General features: G+C 69.4%; 13 protein-coding genes. 10 read left to right on the top strand and 3 right to left on the bottom strand.

The genetic code is table 11. The features are described 5' to 3' along the window. Positions 1–27: 27 nt before the first annotated feature. Genes ACZ4SA_RS12620 through ACZ4SA_RS12600 form a run of 5 tightly spaced genes read left to right on the top strand, consistent with a single transcriptional unit; the run spans position 28 to position 8,349 of the window. Positions 28–1,470: a diaminobutyrate--2-oxoglutarate transaminase family protein gene (locus tag ACZ4SA_RS12620; protein ID WP_468273042.1), complete on the top strand. Its 1,443-nt coding sequence runs from the start codon at positions 28–30 to the stop codon at positions 1,468–1,470. Next, on the top strand, positions 1,467–3,464 hold the full coding sequence (locus ACZ4SA_RS12615; RefSeq protein WP_468273039.1) for an IucA/IucC family protein: 1,998 nt from the start codon (positions 1,467–1,469) through the stop codon (positions 3,462–3,464). The genes ACZ4SA_RS12620 and ACZ4SA_RS12615 overlap by 4 nt, the downstream gene beginning before the upstream one ends. A 40-nt stretch (positions 3,465–3,504) precedes the next feature. Further along, a complete protein-coding gene (locus tag ACZ4SA_RS12610; RefSeq protein WP_468273036.1) occupies positions 3,505–4,245 on the top strand; it encodes a GNAT family N-acetyltransferase in 741 nt (246 codons plus the stop codon). 59 nt (positions 4,246–4,304) lie between these two features. Continuing rightward, positions 4,305–6,341 (top strand): IucA/IucC family protein, encoded by a 2,037-nt coding sequence (locus ACZ4SA_RS12605; RefSeq protein WP_468273034.1) that lies wholly within the window; start codon positions 4,305–4,307, stop codon positions 6,339–6,341. 37 nt (positions 6,342–6,378) lie between these two features. Then, positions 6,379–8,349: an ATP-dependent DNA helicase gene (locus ACZ4SA_RS12600; protein ID WP_468273031.1), complete on the top strand. Its 1,971-nt coding sequence runs from the start codon at positions 6,379–6,381 to the stop codon at positions 8,347–8,349. Between the two features lie 144 nt (positions 8,350–8,493). Here the strand turns inward: ACZ4SA_RS12600 and lexA are convergent, their stop codons facing one another. Further along, positions 8,494–9,279: a transcriptional repressor LexA gene (gene lexA / locus ACZ4SA_RS12595; RefSeq protein WP_468273029.1), complete on the bottom strand. Its 786-nt coding sequence runs from the start codon at positions 9,277–9,279 to the stop codon at positions 8,494–8,496. Positions 9,280–9,812: 533 nt separating this feature from the next. On the opposite strand from lexA, the gene nrdR reads away from it, so the two are divergent. Then, on the top strand, positions 9,813–10,325 hold the full coding sequence (gene nrdR / locus ACZ4SA_RS12590) for a transcriptional regulator NrdR (protein WP_468273027.1): 513 nt from the start codon (positions 9,813–9,815) through the stop codon (positions 10,323–10,325). A 169-nt stretch (positions 10,326–10,494) separates the two neighbouring features. Further along, the gene (locus ACZ4SA_RS12585) at positions 10,495–13,386 is read left to right on the top strand and encodes a vitamin B12-dependent ribonucleotide reductase (protein WP_468273025.1); all 2,892 of its coding nucleotides are present in this window, start codon (positions 10,495–10,497) and stop codon (positions 13,384–13,386) included. An 89-nt stretch (positions 13,387–13,475) separates the two neighbouring features. Here the strand turns inward: ACZ4SA_RS12585 and ACZ4SA_RS12580 are convergent, their stop codons facing one another. Next, a complete protein-coding gene (locus ACZ4SA_RS12580) occupies positions 13,476–14,006 on the bottom strand; it encodes a TerD family protein (protein ID WP_468273022.1) in 531 nt (176 codons plus the stop codon). 488 nt (positions 14,007–14,494) lie between these two features. Here ACZ4SA_RS12580 and ACZ4SA_RS12575 point away from each other — a divergent pair, with 488 nt between their 5' ends. Next, positions 14,495–15,100 carry a YdbC family protein gene (locus ACZ4SA_RS12575; protein WP_468273019.1) on the top strand — a complete coding sequence of 202 codons (606 nt, stop codon included), beginning with the start codon at positions 14,495–14,497 and terminating at the stop codon, positions 15,098–15,100. On the opposite strand, the gene ACZ4SA_RS12570 is transcribed toward ACZ4SA_RS12575, so the two are convergent. After that, positions 15,101–15,724, bottom strand: coding sequence for a TetR/AcrR family transcriptional regulator (locus tag ACZ4SA_RS12570; protein WP_468273017.1), 624 nt, complete (start codon positions 15,722–15,724; stop codon positions 15,101–15,103). 88 nt (positions 15,725–15,812) lie between these two features. Here ACZ4SA_RS12570 and ACZ4SA_RS12565 point away from each other — a divergent pair, with 88 nt between their 5' ends. After that, entirely contained in the window at positions 15,813–17,423 is a 1,611-nt protein-coding gene (locus ACZ4SA_RS12565) for an ABC-F family ATP-binding cassette domain-containing protein (protein WP_468273014.1), read from the top strand. A 25-nt stretch (positions 17,424–17,448) separates the two neighbouring features. Further along, positions 17,449–18,108 (top strand): histidine phosphatase family protein, encoded by a 660-nt coding sequence (locus ACZ4SA_RS12560; RefSeq protein ID WP_468273011.1) that lies wholly within the window; start codon positions 17,449–17,451, stop codon positions 18,106–18,108. The last annotated feature ends 9 nt before the right edge of the window (positions 18,109–18,117 follow it).

Raw genomic sequence — 18,117 nt, 5'->3', positions numbered from 1 at the left:
ACTGTGACAGCGGGAGGACCAACAGCCGTGGCCGTGACGGAACCTGCCCCGGGAGCGCCCACCGCAGCTCACGACGGGATTCTGCGCAGGCAGTCGCTCCGTGAATCGGCGGCACGCACCTATGCGCGCTCCCTGCCCATCGTTCCCGTACGGGCCAGAGGGCTGACGATCGAGGGCGCCGATGGCCGGCGCTATCTCGACTGCCTCTCGGGCGCGGGCACTCTGGCGCTGGGACACAACCACCCCGTCATCCTCGAGGCGATCAGGAAAGTCCTCGACTCGGGTGCGCCCCTGCACATCCTCGACCTGGCCACCCCCGTCAAAGACGCCTTCACCACCGAGCTGTTCGCCACCCTTCCGGGGCCGCTGGCCAAAGATGCACGGATCCAGTTCTGCGGTCCCGCGGGTACCGACGCCGTCGAGGCGGCCCTCAAACTCGTCAGGGCGGCGACCGGCCGCAGTGGCCTGCTCGCCTTCACCGGCGCCTATCACGGCATGACGGCCGGGGCGCTCGAGGCTTCGGGTGGCGCCACCGATGTCAGGGTCACCCGCCTGCCCTTCCCGTACGACTACCGCTGCCCGTTCGGCATCGGCGGCATGCGGGGTGCGGAACTCGCCGCCCGCTGGACTGAGAGCCTGCTCGACGACCCCAAGAGCGGCGTCCCCCGGCCGGCCGGGATGATCCTCGAACCCGTGCAGGGCGAGGGCGGTGTGATTCCGGCGCCCGACGCGTGGATGCGCAGGATGCGCGCCCTCACCACTTCCCGCTCCGTCCCGCTGATCGCCGACGAGGTGCAGACCGGCGTGGGACGCACCGGAACCTTCTGGGGAGTCGAGCACAGTGGTGTGGTGCCGGACGTCATGGTGCTGTCCAAGGCGATCGGCGGCTCCCTTCCGCTCGCTGTCATCGTGTACCGCTCGGAACTGGACGCCTGGCAGCCCGGTGCCCACGCCGGCACCTTCCGCGGCAACCAACTCGCCATGGCCGCCGGTGCCGCCACCCTTGCCTACGTGCGCGAGAACCGCCTGGCCGAGCGGGCCGCGACTCTCGGCTCGCGCATGCTTGCCGGCCTTCAGGGCCTCGCCGCGTCGCATCCGTGCATCGGGGACGTCCGCGGGCGGGGCCTCATGATCGGCGTGGAACTCGTCGAACCGGACTGCGCGGACCCGGACGCGCTGGTCCCTCCTCCGGCGCCCGAACTCGCGGCAGCTGTGCAGCAGGAGTGTCTGAACCGGGGCCTGATCGTCGAACTCGGCGGACGTCAGGCCAGTGTCGTGCGCCTGCTGCCTCCCCTCACGCTCACCGATGAACAAGCCGTGGCCGTCCTCGACCGCTTCGCCGACGCACTGGCCGCCGCGGAGCGCTCCGCCCCCACGGCTCGGCATCCCGCAGCTCCACACGCCGCCGCAGCGGCACCGGCAGTCGCACTGACCACAGAACCCGGACAACGTCTCAAGGAACTTCCGTGAACCCCACTCCCGCACCCGACGCGCCCGAGTCCTCAGACGGCGCCAACGGCCACCACCCCAGACAGGGGGGAGCGAGCGGCCCCCTCACGATGGAGTCGATGACGGTCCCCCGTCAGTCCGGTCGTCTCGACGAGCCCCGCCTTGACGAACACCGCCCTGGCGAACAACGCGGCGGCGGGACCCGCCTTGATGAACGACGCGGCGGCGCGGCGGCAACGACGCCCGCCGGCGACGCGTGTGGACGGCGTGACCACCAGGACGCCCACCCCGGTCGCCTCGACCACCTCGACGATCCGGACCCTCGCCGCGCCGCGGATCTGGCAACAGTGGAGAACCTCCTCCGCTGCTGGGTGAGGGAGAACGACATGCCCCGGCCGGAGGGGGAAGTCCTGCGCATCCCCCTCGACGCCAGCGGCACCGCGCTCGTCATTCCCGTCCACTACTGGTCGGCCACCGGATGGCACCGCTTCGGGCCGCCCGCCCTGGACGGCAGCCCGCACGGGGCCGGCCGCGCCGACGCCGTGACCGTCGCGGCACTCCTCGGCCGCGAAGCCGGCCACGGCGACGGAGCGGATCTTGTCGCGCGGGTCGCCGACTCCGTGCGATGTACGGCCCAGTTCATCGCCGACCGGCGCGAGCGCCCCTCCGCCCCGGCCGAGGCCGACCTCTTCCTCACCGCCGAACAGGCGCTGTTGCTCGGCCACCCGCTTCACCCGACGCCCAAGAGCCGCGAAGGACTCACCGAGGCCGAAGCCCGAATCTATTCACCTGAGTTGCACGGTTCCTTTCCGCTTCACTGGATGGCTGTCGACAGGTCCGTCCTGGCCGCTGAGTCGGCATGGACCGAACAGGGCCGTGCCGTCCCCGCGGAACAGCTCACCTCACGACTGGCGGGAGACCTCGCGGTCCCCGGCAATGCCGTTGCCCTGCCCCTGCATCCCTGGCAGGCCCAGGACATCAGGCACCGGCCCGCTGTCTCCGCTCTCCTGAACGCCGGCCTGTTGCACGATCTCGGCCCCCATGGAGAGCGTTGGTATCCCACCTCCTCCGTCCGTACGGTGCACCGTCCCGGCGCCCCGGCCATGCTGAAGCTTTCCCTTGGACTGCGCATCACCAACTCCCGCCGCGAGAACCTCCGCAAGGAACTCCACCGCGGCGTGGAGGTCCACCGACTGCTCCGCGCCGGCCTCGCCGAGCAGTGGCGGGCTGCCCACCCCGGATTCGACATCGTGCGCGACCCGGCGTGGCTCGCCGTCGACGCCCCCCAAGGGCAGCCGCTGCCCGGGCTCGACGTCATGCTCCGCCACAACCCGTTCGGCCCGGGCGACGACGCCGTCTGTATCGCGGCGCTGACGGCCCTGCGGCCATGGCCCGGGCGGGTGGGGGTGCAGTCGCGCCTCGCGGCAACGGTCGAGCGGCTCGCCGCCTGCACCGGAAGGCCCGTCCCGGCCGTGGCCGCGGAGTGGTTCCTTCGCTACCTCGACCATGTCGTGCGCCCCGTGCTGTGGCTGGATGCCACAGCCGGTATCGCCCTCGAGGCCCACCAGCAGAACACGCTCGTGCTGCTCGACCCCGAAGGCTGGCCCACCGGTGGCCGCTACCGGGACAACCAGGGCTACTACTTCCGCGAGTCGCACCGCGCGCGACTCGACGACCGCCTCCCGGGCATCGGCACCCACAGCGACACGTTCGTACCCGACGACGTCACCGACGAGCGGTTCGCCTACTACCTCGGAATCAACAATGTGCTCGGCCTGATCGGCGCCTTCGGGGCGCAGCGCCTCGCCGACGAGCGCGTCCTCCTCGCCGCGCTCCGGCGGTTCCTGGCCTCGGCAGCGGGCATGGGATCGCCGCTGCCCCGCCAATTGCTGGAGACGCCCACGCTGCGATGCAAGGCCAACCTGCTCACCCGGCTCCATGGTCTCGACGAACTCGTCGGTCCCGTCGACACCCAGTCCGTCTACGTCGCCATCGCCAACCCCCTTCGTTCCTGAGGCGTATCGATCTGACCGATTGCGAGAGGAGTGCGCCGCTGTGGCGTCCACCGATGCGTACACCGACAGCGGGTACGGTCCCGCGCCCCGGCCGGGAGGAGGCGCGGAGGACACCCTGGACCTATGGCTCCCCGAGGGATTCCTGGCGCTGTTCAGGGACCGGGAGTTCGAGCCCTCCCGGCCGCGGACCCGTGGCGAGGACACCGCGGGCGACCTGCTGGGAAGGGTCGGCGACTGGGGGCAGGTGGGCACGCCCGCCGGCGCGTTCCGACTCGTCCCCGTAGCGCTAGAGCGCGATCTCGCCGTGATCACCCGCTGGATGAACGACCCGGCGGTGGCCGCCTTCTGGGAGCTGGCCGGACCCGCTTCCGTCACCGCCGCCCACCTGTGCGCCCAGCTCGACGGGGACGGCCGCAGCATCCCCTGCCTCGGCGTCCTGGACGACGTCCCCATGAGCTACTTCGAGATCTACCGGGCCGATCTCGACCCGCTGGCCCGCCACTATCCCGCGCGCCCCCAGGACACCGGTATCCATCTGCTCGTGGGCGGCGTCGTCGACCGCGGCCGAGGCGTCGGCTCCGCCCTCCTTCGAGCCGTATCCGATCTCATTCTCGACAATCGGCCTCGGTGCATGCGCGTCATCGCAGAACCCGACCTACGCAACACCCCGTCCGTTTGCGCGTTCCTCAGCGCCGGCTTCCGCTTCTCGGCCGAGCTCGACCTTCCCGACAAACGGGCCGCCCTCATGGTCCGTGACCGCGCCCTGCGGAACCTGCTGTGAACCACCCGCTGTCTTCCATACACCGCTCGATCCGTATCGGTTCCATGCGAGGAGTCATCGTGCCGAAACCTCCTGCCAGCCACGGCTCCACCGGCTCCACTCCCACCGACCAGACCGGCCCTATCGACCAGAGCGGCGACACCAGCCGCACCGACCGGACCCGCGACACCGGCCGGACCGACCGCCAACCCGGCCCGACCGACGCGGCCCACGACCTCCCCGGCCCCGGCACCGACGACCCTGCCCAGCCGCCCGCCCCGCCCTTCACTCCGCCCGGTCTCAACCAGCGGAACTGGGACCGGGCCGCGTCCGGCCTCCTGGCCAAGATGCTCGGCGAATTCGCCTATGAAGAAATCATCGAGCCGGTCCTGGTCCCGGCTCCGACGGCTCCCACCGCCTCGGAGCAGAACGCGCTGCCCCCCGAAGCCGCGGCGCAGGGCGACCTCTACACCCTCCGGATCGACGACACCGGCGTCCTCACCTTCCGAGCACGCCGGGGCGCCTACGGAAGCTGGCGCATCGACCCCGAGTCCGTCGAGTGCGAAGGCCGCCCCTTCACCGACCCGCTCGCTTTCCTCGCGCGGGCGAGGAAACTGCTCGGACTCGACGGGGCGACCCTCGGTCATCTGCTGCGCGAAATGTCCCTCACCCTCACCGCCGACACCCGGCTCGCAGACACCGCGCTGACCGCCCCCCAGCTCGCAGATCTCGGCTACGCCGACATCGAAGGACATCAGACGGGCCATCCGTGGCTCGTCCTGAACAAGGGACGCATCGGCTTCTCAGCGACCGATACCGCTCATTGGACGCCCGAAGCACGGCGTCCTGCACGCCTCCCCTGGATAGCGGTCTCCGCCGGCCTCGCGGCCTACCGAGGAGTTCCCGGACTCGCCGATGCCGAAGACCTCTACAGCCGCGAGCTCGACGCGCCGACCCGCGAGACCTTCGACGCCGCGCTGCGCGACAAGGGCCTGGACCCCGCCGCGTACCTGTACCTTCCGGTCCATCCGTGGCAATGGGACGAGGTGCTGCTTCCCCTGTACGCGCCTGCCGTGGCCCGTGCTGAGATCGTTCCGCTGCCCACCGACGGTGACCTGCGGCTGCCCCAGCAGTCCATCCGGACCTTCGTGAACGTCGACCGCCCCGAGCGCCACACGGTCAAACTGCCGCTGTCCATTCTGAACACGCTGGTCTGGCGGGGCCTGCCCACCGAACGCACCCTCGCGGCCCCCGCCGTCACCTCCTGGGTGCACTCCCTGCGGGACGCGGATGCGTTCCTGCGCGACGAGTGCCGCGTGATCCTGCTCGGTGAGGTCGCCTCCGTGACCGTCGAGCATCCGCTGTACGACCGCCTCCCGGAGGTGCCGTACCAGTACAGGGAACTGCTGGGCGCCATCTGGCGCGAACCGCTCCAGCCCCGCCTCGACGCCGGTGAGCGGGCCCGTACCCTCGCCTCCCTTCTCCACACCGACCCACAGGGGCGCGCCTTCACCGCCGAACTGGTCACCCGGTCCGGCCTGAGTCCCACCGTCTGGCTTCAGAGGCTCTTCGCGGCATTGCTGCCGCCGCTGCTCCACTTCCTCTACCGCTACGGCACGGTCTTCTCGCCCCACGGCGAGAACGCGATCGTGGTCTACGACGACCATGACGTCCCCGTCCGCCTCGCGATCAAGGACTTCGTCGACGATGTGAACGTGAGCGCCCAGTGGCTGCCCGAGCACGCATCGATGTCCGACGACGTGCGGCGAGTCCTCCTCACCGAGGAACCGGACTTTCTCACCCAGTTCATCCACTCGGGGCTTTTCGTAGGCGTGTTCCGCTATCTGGCGCCGCTCTGCGAGGAGCAACTGGACGTGCCCGAGGAGCAGTTCTTCTCCCTCGTACGGTCGGAGATCCTCCGGCACCAGGACCGCTTCCCCGAGCTCAAGGAGCGCTACGAAACGTTCGACCTGCTCACTCCGCGTATCGAGCGACTGTGCCTGAACCGCAACAGGCTTCATCTCGACGGATACCGGGACCGCCCCCAGCGCCCTCACGCGGCCGTCCACGGGACGGTCCCGAACCCCTTGGCGCCGGCCTCGTGCGCCGACGCGTGAACCCGATGTCGGTGGCGCCCCGTAGGCTGGTCGCGCTATGACGAAGCCATCCCTCCCCGAGCTCCTCCACTCCGCCGTGACCGCCGTCGGCGGCGTGGAGCGGCCAGGCCAGGTCTCCATGGCCGAGGCCGTGGCCGAGGCCATCGACGACAACTCCCATCTGCTGGTGCAGGCCGGGACCGGCACCGGCAAGTCGCTCGGGTATCTCGTCCCGGCTCTGGCTCACGGTGAGAGGGTCGTCGTGGCCACAGCCACCCTGGCGCTGCAGCGCCAGCTCGTGGAGCGTGATCTTCCCCGGACGGTGGAGGCCCTGCATCCGCTGCTGCGCAGGCGGCCCGAGTTCGCCATGCTCAAGGGCCGGTCGAACTACCTCTGTCTTCACCGGCTGCACGAGGGCATGCCGCAGGACGACGAGGACGGTCTCTTCGACCCGTTCGAGGCGGCGGCGCCTACGAGCAAGCTCGGCAAGGACCTTCTGCGCATGCGGGACTGGGCCGACGAGACCGAGACCGGCGACCGGGACGACCTGACGCCCGGCGTCTCCGACCGGGCCTGGAACCACGTCTCCGTGTCCTCGCGCGAGTGCCTGGGCGCTTCCAAATGTGCGTACGGAGCCGAGTGCTTCGCCGAGATGGCACGGGAGCGCGCCAAGCTCGCGGACGTCGTCGTCACCAACCACGCGCTTCTCGCGATCGACGCCATCGAGGGCGCGCCGGTGCTGCCGCAGCACGAGGTGCTGATCGTCGACGAAGCGCACGAGCTGGTGTCCCGCGTGACGGGTGTGGCGACGGGAGAGCTCACACCGGGCCAGGTCAACCGTGCGGTCCGCCGAGCCGCCAAACTCGTCAACGAAAAGGCCGCGGACGCCCTTCAAACCGCCGCCGAGACCTTCGAGCGGCTCATGGAGCTAGCCCTCCCCGGTCGTCTCGAAGAGATCCCCGAGGATCTGGGCTATGCGCTGATGTCGCTGCGGGACGCGGCACGCACCGTGATCACCGCGCTCGGCTCCACCCGGGACAAGTCGGTCCAGGACGAGGATGTCGTGCGTAAGCAGGCTCTGGCCGCCGTCGAGAACGTCCATGCCGTTGCGGAGCGGATCACCATGGGCTCCGAGTACGACGTGGTCTGGTACGAGCGGCACGACCGTTTCGGAGCGTCGCTGCGCGTCGCACCACTCTCGGTGTCAGGGCTGCTCCGCGAGAAGCTTTTTGCGGAGCGGTCCGTGGTGCTGACCTCCGCCACGCTCAAACTCGGCGGCGACTTCAACGGCGTGGGGGCCTCCCTGGGGCTCGCGCCGGAGGGCAGTGGGGGAGAGGACGTCCCCCAGTGGAAGGGGCTCGACGTCGGGTCGCCCTTCGACTATCCGAAGCAGGGCATCCTCTACGTCGCACGCCACCTCGCCACCCCTGGGCGCGAGGGTTCCCGGGGCGACATGATGGACGAGCTTGCCGAGTTGGTGGAGGCGGCGGGCGGGCGGACGCTCGGGCTCTTCTCCTCGATGCGGGCGGCCCAGGCAGCCGCGGAGGAGCTGCGCGGCCGCCTCGACAAGCCGATCCTGCTGCAGGGCGAGGAGACGCTGGGTGAGTTGATCAAGACGTTTGCCGCAGATGCGGAGACGTGTCTGTTCGGCACGCTGTCGCTCTGGCAGGGAGTCGACGTGCCCGGGCCCGGCTGCCAGCTGGTCGTCATGGACCGCATTCCGTTCCCGCGGCCGGACGACCCGCTGATGAGCGCCCGCCAGAAGGCGGTGGAGGAGGCAGGCGGCAACGGGTTCATGGCGGTGGCTGCGACGCACGCCGCGCTGCTGATGGCCCAGGGCGCCGGCCGGCTGGTACGTGCCACGGGCGACCGGGGCGTTGTCGCCGTGCTCGATCCGCGGCTCGCCAATGCCCGCTACGGCAGCTATCTGCGAGCTTCGCTGCCCGACTTCTGGTACACGACGGACCGCAACCAGGTGCGCCGGTCCCTGGCGGCCATCGACGCTGTGGCAAAGCAGGTCGGTAAGTAGCCGCGGGCTTGGGAGGTCCTGAGCCGCAGGGGGAGGCAGGGGCCACCGTCCGCCCTGCGAACAGCGTTCCTGTCCCCGGACATGAGCAGGACCCCGGGACCGGCGCAGTGGGTCCCGGGGTCCGGTCCGGGCCGGCGGGTGGTTTCACACCCGCCGCAGCACCGCCACCACCTTGCCGAGGATGGTCGCCTCGTCACCGGGGATGGGCTGGTACGCGGCATTGTGCGGGAGCAGCCAGACATGGCCGTTCTCCCGCTTGAAGCGCTTGACGGTGGCTTCGCCGTCCAGCATGGCGGCCACGATGTCGCCGTTCTCCGCGACGGGCTGGCGGCGGACGGTCACCCAGTCGCCGTCGCAGATCGCGGCTTCGATCATCGAATCTCCGACGACCTTCAGCACGAAGAGCTCACCGTCGCCGACCAGCTGGCGGGGGAGCGGGAAGACGTCCTCCACCGACTCCTCGGCGAGGATGGGGCCACCTGCCGCGATCCGGCCGACGAGGGGCACATAGGAGGCGGCGGGCTTGCCCGTGGTGTCCGTGGGCTGGGTGCTGGGCTGGTCGGAGCCGCGGACCTCGTACGCCCTGGGGCGGTGGGGGTCCCTGCGCAGAAATCCCTTGCGCTCGAGGGCCATGAGCTGGTGAGCCACCGAGGAGGTGCTCGACAGGCCGACCGCCTGGCCGATCTCACGCATCGACGGCGGGTATCCCCGTCGCTGCACGGAGTCGCGGATGACCTCGATGACGCGCCGCTGCCGATCCGTGAGACCTGAGCTGTCCGCCCGGATACCTGGAGGTCGGCCGGGCAGCGAGCGGGTGGGCTTGGGCCCCTCCGGGCTCGTGGCTGCGTCATTCATGGCATGCACCGACTCGAATCGGCTCTGTGAGCGGTCCTGGGCAGTGATGGTGGCACTGTCTGCGGTGGTGGTCACGTCGGCCCCTCTCGAATGGTCTCCCTAGATTGGACAACGGTAGTTGGTTTCGAAAGGTTGCGCCAAACACACGTTCGAGTGAAAAATTGCAGATTGCCTGACGTGGGCATTCAGCTGGGTGTATGTGCGAATGATCGAACCGGGATCCTGCGGACCGTCACGGTATCCGTCGCCGTCGGCGACCGCGTCGGCGGGTCGTCGTCAGTCTGGCATCCGACCGTGTTCGACCGGTGGAGCCGCGCCCGCCGGACGGCCGAACCGCGACCCCGTACGCGGCTCGATGCGCTCCGTGCAACAGGTCGACACGAGCAGTGTCCGCGAGGGTTTCCGGGCCTCTTCTGTGCGACACGCGTAGCGAGCCGAAGACGCAGCAAACCCCCAGATCTAGTGGTTGCATTGGGTTCGCCACCCAGAAGTTGTGTCCCTGGTGCTTCAGGGGTGAGGGCATCGCCTATGCTGGTGGCTGCTTCGTGGGGCTCGGAAACAGCCCGCCGAGGCTATTCGGTCGTGCTGTGAAGGAGGGGTTGGGAGCCATGCACTGTCCCTTCTGCAGGCACCCCGACAGCCGCGTCGTCGACAGTCGCACCACCGACGACGGAACGGCGATCCGGCGGCGTCGGCAGTGCCCGGACTGCGCCCGTCGCTTCACGACGGTGGAGACCGCCTCGCTGATGGTGGTCAAGCGCAGTGGCGTGACCGAGCCCTTCAGTCGTACCAAGGTCATCTCCGGCGTGCGCAAGGCGTGCCAGGGGCGGCCCGTCACCGAGGACGCTCTCGCCCAGCTCGGCCAGCGGGTCGAGGAGGCCGTGCGTGCCACCGGCAGCGCCGAGCTGACCACTCATGACGTGGGTCTGGCCATACTCGGCCCCCTGCAGGAACTCGACCTCGTCGCCTACCTGCGCTTCGCGTCCGTGTACCGGGCATTCGACTCACTCGAAGACTTCGAGGCCGCCATCGCGGAGCTCCGTGCGGGCCGGCCTCCAGCTGAGGAAGGCGGGAGCCACGGGACCGCGGAGGCCCCTGTGCCCGCCACCGCCGCCGACTGAGCGATACGGCTGAACGGAACGGGTCCCGGATCGGGCCCGTCGGTCGGCTCAGGGCGGCAAAAGACCTGCTCGCGGGCGCTGTGAGCGGCGGCCGGAGCAACAGACACAAACCGTGCCCCGGGAAGAACTGGGCACTTCAGGGCGTTTTTGCCCGTATATGGGAGGCGGCATGACCGAGACGACGAGCGGCCCGGCACGAGGGTCCCGAGCCAAGGGATCCAAGGCGAGCAAGGGCCTGCGTATCGAGCGCGTCCACACCACCCCCGGCGTGCATCCGTACGACGAGGTGGTCTGGGAGCGCCGTGACGTCGTCATGACCAACTGGCGTGACGGCTCGGTGAACTTCGAGCAGCGTGGCGTCGAGTTCCCCGACTTCTGGTCGGTGAACGCGGTCAACATCGTCACCAGTAAGTACTTCCGCGGGGCCGTCGGCACCCCGCAGCGCGAGACCGGTCTCAAGCAGCTGATCGACCGGATCGTGAAGACATACCGCAAGGCTGGTGAGGAATACCACTACTTCGCCTCGCCCGCCGACGCGGAGATCTTCGAGCACGAGCTGGCGTACGCCCTCCTGCACCAGATCTTCAGCTTCAACTCCCCGGTGTGGTTCAACGTCGGCACGCCCCAGCCGCAGCAGGTCTCCGCCTGCTTCATCCTTTCCGTCGACGACTCCATGGAGTCGATCCTCGACTGGTACAAGGAAGAGGGCATGATCTTCAAGGGTGGCTCCGGCGCCGGCCTGAACCTCTCCCGTATCCGTTCCTCCAAGGAACTGCTCTCCTCCGGCGGCAACGCCTCCGGCCCGGTCTCCTTCATGCGGGGCGCCGACGCGTCCGCAGGAACGATCAAGTCGGGCGGCGCCACCCGCCGTGCGGCCAAGATGGTCATCCTCGACGTCGACCACCCCGACATCGAGAACTTCATCGAGACCAAGGTGAAGGAAGAGGAGAAGATCCGCGCACTGCGCGACGCGGGCTTCGACATGGATCTGGGCGGCGACGACATCACGTCCGTCCAGTACCAGAACGCCAACAACTCCGTCCGAGTCAACGACGAGTTCATGAAGGCGGTCGAGTCGGGCGGCAAGTTCGGCCTGCGCGCCCGTATGACCGGTGAGGTCATCGAGGAGGTCGACGCCAAGTCCCTCTTCCGCAAGATGGCAGAGGCGGCCTGGGCCTGCGCCGACCCGGGCATCCAGTACGACGACACCATCAACCGCTGGCACACCTGCCCCGAGTCCGGCCGGATCAACGGCTCGAACCCGTGCAGCGAATACATGCACCTGGACAACACCTCGTGCAACCTGGCCTCGCTGAACCTGATGAAGTTCCTCAAGGACGACGGCAAGGGGCACCAGTCCTTCGACGTCGAGCGCTTCGCCAAGGTCGTCGAGCTGGTCATCACCGCGATGGACATCTCGATCTGCTTCGCGGACTTCCCGACCCAGAAGATCGGTGAGAACACCCGGGCCTTCCGCCAGCTCGGCATCGGCTACGCCAACCTCGGCGCGCTGCTGATGGCGACGGGTCACGCCTACGACTCCGACGGCGGCCGCGCACTCGCCGGCGCCATCACCTCCCTGATGACCGGCACCTCCTACCGGCGCTCCGCCGAACTGGCTGCCGTCGTCGGTGCGTACGACGGGTACGCCCGCAACGCCGTGCCGCACCAGCGCGTCATGAAGCAGCACGCCGACGCCAACGCCGTGGCCGTCCGTATGGACGACCTGGACACGCCGATCTGGGCCGCCGCCACGGAGGCCTGGCAGGACGTGATCCGCCTCGGTGAGAAGAACGGTTTCCGCAACGCCCAGGCGTCGGTCATCGCCCCCACCGGCACCATCGGTCTCGCGATGTCCTGCGACACCACCGGCCTGGAGCCGGACCTCGCCCTGGTCAAGTTCAAGAAGCTGGTCGGCGGCGGCTCGATGCAGATCGTCAACGGCACGGTCCCGCAGGCGCTGCGCCGCCTCGGGTACCAGCCGGAGCAGGTCGAGGCGATCGTCGCCCACATCGCCGACCATGGCAATGTGATCGACGCCCCTGGCCTGAAGACCGAGCACTACGAGGTCTTCGACTGCGCCATGGGCGAGCGTTCCATCTCCGCGATGGGCCACGTCCGCATGATGGCCGCCATCCAGCCCTGGATCTCCGGCGCGCTGTCCAAGACCGTCAACCTCCCGGAGACCGCCACCGTCGAGGACGTCGAAGAGGTCTACTTCGAGGCGTGGAAGATGGGCGTCAAGGCGCTCGCCATCTACCGCGACAACTGCAAGGTCGGCCAGCCCCTCTCCGCCAAGAAGAAGGAGCAGGAGAAGGCCGAGGTGACCGAGAAGGCCGAGGAGACGATCCGGGCCGCGGTCGAGAAGGTTGTCGAGTACCGGCCGGTCCGCAGGCGCCTCCCCAAGGGCCGCCCGGGCATCACCACCTCCTTCACGGTGGGCGGCGCAGAGGGCTACATGACCGCGAACTCCTACCCGGACGACGGCCTCGGCGAGGTCTTCCTGAAGATGTCGAAGCAGGGCTCGACCCTCGCGGGCATGATGGACGCCTTCTCGATCGCCGTCTCGGTCGGTCTGCAGTACGGCGTTCCGCTGGAGACCTACGTCTCGAAGTTCACCAACATGCGCTTCGAGCCGGCAGGTATGACGGACGACCCGGACGTGCGGATGGCCCAGTCCATCGTCGACTACATCTTCCGTCGCCTGGCGCTGGACTTCCTGCCGTTCGAGACCCGGTCCGCGCTCGGCATCCACTCGGCCGAGGAGCGCCAGCGCCACCTGGAGACCGGTTCGTACGAGCCGTCGCTCGAGGACGACGAGATGGATGTCGAGGCACTGGCCCAGTCGGCGCCGCGCCAGCAGGAGCCGCTGAAGGCCGTGACCGCCCCGCAGGCGGAGGTCCCGGCACCGAAGCAGGCGCACACCTCCGCGGAACTCGTCGAGATGCAGCTCGGCATCAGCGCCGACGCGCCGCTCTGCTTCTCCTGCGGGACGAAGATGCAGCGTGCCGGGTCCTGTTACATCTGCGAGGGCTGCGGCTCGACCAGTGGCTGCAGCTGATCACAGCAGGTACCGGGTGAACCGGTGAGGGCGGGGAAGCCGAGAAAGGCTTCCCCGCCCTTTCGCGTTCGGGCGCGGGCGCCGCGTACTCAGCGGCCGCGACCGCCCATCACCGTGACGAACGTCTGCGGGTCCGCGTCATGGCCGACGAGCGACTCGCTGAACATCCAGTCACCCGACTCCCCGCGGACGAACTCCCCGATCGTGGCCGCTGTGGAGCCGGAGACGTCGGCGAAGTCGGTCTTCCCGATCTCCACGTGCCCCTCCACGACCCGCACCGAGACGTTCGAGACGTCGCCGAAGACCGTGCGGCCGTTGCGCTGCTGGATCACGACCCCGACGACGACCCGGCCGTACCCGGCCGCCAGCCGGTCGAACTCCAGCGTCATGACTTCGTCCGCGCCGAAACCTTGCCCCGTCTTGCTCTCCCTCGTCAGGATGATCGTGCCGTCGGGCGAGCGGCTGTCGAAGTGCACGACGTACGCCGGTTCGCCGTAGGGAGCCTCCGCGGGATATGTCGCGGCCACTATGTCGAGGTCATGGGGCGATTCGCCCAGCGGGCTCGGATCCCACCTGAGGGCCACCTCGGCCTTGCGGACGCCCTTGTTGAGGCTGCTCACGCGCTTCGTCCTTCCCCGTAACTGCCGGAAAATCTGCGTCCATTGACCGTATCCGTTCAGTGGGGGATGCGGCGAGGCGGCCGCCGGCGCACGACCTCGTCGCGGAACGCCTCGACCTCGCTGCTGACCTGGGCGGATCAGATGTGTGCTCTCGATACGGTCCGGACAGAGGCGGCGTCGTGCGACCCCTGCGAGTTCGAAGAAGAAGCAGATCGACATCAGGGGGGATGAACAGCGCACTGCACCCGTGTGCTCGAGGTGAACTGCACGTTCCCGAAGGCGCCTTGGACGGTGGCGGCTGTGGAGCCGTTCGCGATACTCGATGGTCGGGGGTGGTGGCCCGGGCGTGGCGGCCGCGTCGAGGAAGAGTGCGCTCTCGCGGGTCGCGCGCCGCACCGAGGCCGAGTTCGAGGGGCGCACCTGGTCACGGACGGATGTACTGACGCGGAGAGTGACCCGGGCCAGGTTTCGCGCCGTACGATGGCGCCGTGCTGGTCAAGTGGATTCGCTGCACGGTGGTCGACCGCCGGGGCTTCGAGCGCGGGCAGCGGAAATGGGCGGGGCTGCTGGGTGAGCCGGGGTTCCGGGGGCAGGGCGGAGGGTGGAGCAGAATACGGCCGAACGTCGCCCACATCTTCGGCTTCTGGGAGACCCGGGCCTTCTACGACTCGTTCATGGCGCGCTCCCACGACCGGCTCGCGGCCGGGCAGTCGGGCACGTACAAGGACATCCAGGCCAAGCTGTTCGACCACCGCTTCGACGTGAAGACGGGCTTCGAACCGCGCTTCACGGACGCCGACGTGCTCAGAGTGGCGCACTGCCGGGTCCGTGAGGACCGGGTCGAGCACTACGCCCTGATGCAGGAGAAGGTGTGGAACCCGGCGATGGCCGGGTCGCCGGGGATGGTGCGCGGTGTGTTCGGAGAGGCCCCCGGCCATGAGTTCCTGGTGATGTCCATGTGGCGGTCGGCGGCGGAGCACGGGAAGTACCGCACCGAGCGCGTCGAGCGCCTGCTGCTGCGTGCGCAGACGGAGGCCGATGTCGCGGCGCTGGCCGGAGACGTCGTGGAGCTCGAACCTTCCTGGACGGTGTGATCAGTCGCCGGGAGCGGCGGCGAAGACGCCAGCCCGGACGGCCGCGAGAGCGGCAGCGGCCGCCTGGTCGGCGAGCGTTTCGTCGATCGGCTCGCGGGTGATGAACAGCCTGAAGTACATCGGCGCCGAGACGGCCCGCACCACCGCACCGGCGTCGGTCCCCGCTTGCGCCTCTCCGCGGGCGACGGCACGGCGCACGATGGCCTCGCAGCGGGAGAACCGCTCCGAGTAGAAGGCGTGGAGCGCGTCGGCAGCGCGCACCGACTGGAACGCCGCGGCGATGATCGCGGTGGGCGCGGCAGCCCGCGAAGGGTCGGCGAACGATCGAGTCGCCTCGCGGGCCAGTGCCCGCAGATCGCCTTCGAGCGTTCCCGTGTCGGGCGGGGTCCAGTCGTCCTCGCCCGCCAGGTCGAGCGCGTCGGCGACGAGTCCCTCGATCCCGCCCCAGCGCCGGTAGAGGGTCGTCTTGTGCACGCCGGAATGCTCCGCGACGTATTCGACGGTGAGGCCGGGATAGCCGTGCTCACTCAGGCCCGTGAGGACTGCGTCGCGGACGGCTGCTCGAGTGCGGGCTGTGCGGCCTCCGGGGCGGAGTGTGCCGGGGGCTGTGGCTCTGCCTGTCAATTGCTACTCCTGTTGCGTTAGGGGGTTCGAGTGTGCCACACTCTGCGTAACGCGACAACCGTTGCGTTAGCTTTCCTCGGAGGTGTACTTGCCCACTCAGATCTCCATGCGCGGCGTGACCCTGTCCCGTGGTGACCGACTGCTGCTCGACGGTGCGTCGCTCACCGTGCGTCCCGGGGAGAAGGTCGGCATCGTCGGGGAGAACGGCGCCGGAAAGTCCACGCTGCTGCGCCTGCTGGCCGGCGTCGACCGGCCGGACGAGGGTGAGGTGATCACCGTCGCGGAGCAGGGGGCGGGGCACTTGGCCCAGACCCCACAGCTTCCGCCCGGCAGCACCGTCGCCGATGCCATCGACGACGCTCTCGCGGAACTGCGCTCGATGGAGGCGCGACTGCGCGAGCTGGAGGCGCGCCTCGGCTCGCCGGAGGACGGCGATCTCGAGGAGTACGGCGACCTGCTCACCATCTTCGAGCTCCGTGGCGGATACGAGGCGGACGCGCGGGTCGACAAAGCGCTCCACGGGCTGGGTATCGCCCACATCGACCGCGAGCGCACGCTGGGCAGCCTCTCCGGGGGCGAGCAGGCGCGGCTCGGTATCGCCTGTCTCGTGGCTGCGGCACCCGAGGTGATGCTGCTCGACGAGCCGACCAACCACCTGGACGAGGCCGCGCTCGACTGGCTGGAGAGCGCGCTGCTCCACCATTCCGGGACGGTGGTCGCCGTCTCGCACGACCGCACTTTCCTCGAGAGGGTCGCCACAGCCGTCATCGAGGTGGACGCCGACCGCCGGGCCGTCGCGCGCTACGGGGGCGGATACGACGGCTTCCGTGCGGAGCAGGCGGCCGCTCGCCACCGTTGGGAGCAGGCCTACGAGGAGTGGTGCGAGGAGACGGCACGCCTCGAGCAGTTCGCGGCGACCACTGCCCACGGCGTCGCTGTGGGCCGCGCCATCAAGGACAACAACAAGATGGCGTACGACCGGGCCGGCGGCAGGGTCCAGGCCTCGGTGTCGGGGCGGATCCGCACTGCGCAGGAGCGGCTGCGCAGGCTTCGCGAGGAGCCGGTCGCGAAACCTCCGGAGCCGCTGCGGTTCACGGCGGGGCCGGTGGCGGGCGCGGCGGCCGGTGAGCTGGTCACCCTGTCCGACGTGCGGGTGGGGGACAGGCTCTCGGTCGCTGATCTGTCCGTCGAGGCCGGGGAGAAGCTGCTGATCCACGGTGGCAACGGCGCGGGGAAGTCGACTCTGCTGCGCGTGATGGCGGGCCTGGTCGAACCGGACGCCGGATGCGTGACGCGCAAAGGCAGGATCGGCTTCCTGGCGCAGGAGATCCCGGTGAACCGGCCGGCGGAGCCAGTGCTTGAGGCCTTCGGCCGGGGACTCGCGCTCACCGACGAGGAGAGCGCGGAACTGCTCCTGTCCTACGGGCTCTTCCGGGAGAGGGACCTTCACATCGCCGTGGGATCCCTCTCAGCCGGTCAGCGCCGACGGCTGGCGCTGGCCCGCTTGCTGGCCCGCCCGGCCGACCTGCTGCTGCTCGACGAGCCGGCCAACCATCTGGCGCTCGGCCTGGTGGAGGAGCTGGAGGAAGCCCTGTCCCGCTGGACCGGTGCGCTGGTGGTGGTCTCCCACGACCGCCTGCTGCGCCGGCGCTTCGACGGCCGCGTACGCCGTATGGACTCGGGTCGGCTGCTCGACTGAACGGAGGCCCCTCTAGGGTCGAGGTATGCCACGACCGCGACGCATCGTCCTCGTCCGGCACGGAGAGTCGGTGGGCAACGCCGACGACACGGTGTACGAACGCGAGCCCGACCATGCGCTCCCGCTGACCGCGGTCGGTCAGGCTCAGGCAGCGGAGACCGGTGAGCGGCTGCGGGAGCTCTTCGGGCGCGAGCGTGTGAGCGTGTATGTCTCGCCCTATCGCCGCACCCATCAGACGTTCCAGGCTTTCGGCCTGGAACCGGAGCTCGTGCGGATCAGGGAGGAGCCGAGACTGAGGGAGCAGGACTGGGGGAATTGGCAGGACCGGGAGGACGTACGCCTGCAGAAGGTGTACCGCGACGCATACGGCCATTTCTTCTACCGCTTCGCCCAGGGAGAGTCGGGCGCCGATGTGTACGACCGGGTCGGGGCGTTCCTGGAGAGCCTGCACCGGAGCTTCGACGCGCCGGATCACCCGCCGAACGTGCTCCTGGTCACGCACGGGCTGACCATGCGGTTGTTCTGCATGCGCTGGTTCCACTGGACGGTCGCCGAGTTCGAGTCGCTGTCCAATCCCGGAAACGGCGAGACCCGCATACTGCAGCTCGGCGACGACGGGCGGTACACCCTGGACCGGCCCTTCGAGCAGTGGCGGACCCCGGAGCCGTACGGCGCCACCGGATAGAGTGGCAGG

It is taken from the genome of Streptomyces sp. NPDC027962, assembly GCF_055566095.1.
Note: the sequence above shows the minus strand (reverse complement) of the source record. Positions and strands in the feature narration are given on the sequence as shown.